Origin of the sequence: Massilia sp. UBA6681, assembly GCF_002454935.1 — a bacterium.
Taxonomy (GTDB): domain Bacteria; phylum Pseudomonadota; class Gammaproteobacteria; order Burkholderiales; family Burkholderiaceae_D; genus Telluria; species Telluria varians.
This window is the reverse complement of the sequence record NZ_DKJX01000012.1, coordinates 19,778-20,639: the sequence shown is the minus strand read 5'-3', so window position 1 is coordinate 20,639 and position 862 is coordinate 19,778. Positions and strand designations below refer to the sequence as shown.

The 862-nt window shown below is 71.6% G+C and carries 1 protein-coding gene; it reads left to right on the top strand.

The window, feature by feature from the left end; all coding sequences use genetic code 11:
- Positions 1-742, top strand: a 742-nt coding sequence (locus tag B2R83_RS01810; protein WP_292037976.1) for a hypothetical protein, incomplete at its 5' end; no start/stop codon positions are given.
- Between the last annotated feature and the right edge of the window lie 120 nt (positions 743-862).

Sequence of the window (862 nt, the reverse complement as noted above, 5' to 3'; positions counted from 1 at the left end):
GCCGCCTGCCGCGCGGGCCCCGGCCGCTCCGGTTCCGGCAGCCGGGCAGGCGCCGGCCTCGTGGCGCGAGCTGCACGCCAGGTTCGTGCAGGCACCCAACCTGCGCGTGTTCTTCTACGACGCCATGCGCAAACCCGGCAGCGGCGCCTATTTCTATGCGTCGAACGTGCTGGAAACGTGCCGCCGCGCCCTCGAACAGACCCTGCCCGCGTTGCCGGCGCCGCGCAGCGCCGCCGCCGAGGAACTGCTGCGGCGCTGCGATTTCACCCCGGAGGGCTTGGAAGACGCCGAGCGCGAGCTGGGCGCCGCCCGCAATCTCCGCCTGAGCACCGATCCGCTCCTGGGCAGCATGTTCGACTACCTGGCCGCGGATGGGCCGGAGGGACGGGCGCGCATGTTGCTGGCGGCCTTCGAGCAGGGTAACCCGGACGTCATCGCCTCGCTGGTGTCCCCGGTCTTCCATGAACGGGTGCCGGTGCGGGATGAACAGGATTCGACCGCGCGCGGCGTTCCTTTCGGGGGCGCGCTGGTCGCCTGCCGCCTGGGCGCCGACTGCGGGCCGGGGGCGCCGCGCACCCTGGAACTGTGCATGATGCTCGGCTGGTGCGCCGACAGCGTCCCGGCGGCCCTGCAGCAGGGACTGGGCGCCCATTTCGCGGCGCTCGACCGGCTGGCGAGCCAGGTCGTGGACGAGATCCGGCGCCGCGACGCCCGGCGCCTGGTGCCGGCGCCGAGGGATTAAATCGCGATCTGTTGCAGTAAATAGAGGCGCTGATACAGGCCGCCTTCGATCCGCATCAGGTCCTCGTGCGAGCCGGCTTCGGTGATGCGACCGTGGTTCAGCACGATGATGCGGTCGGCC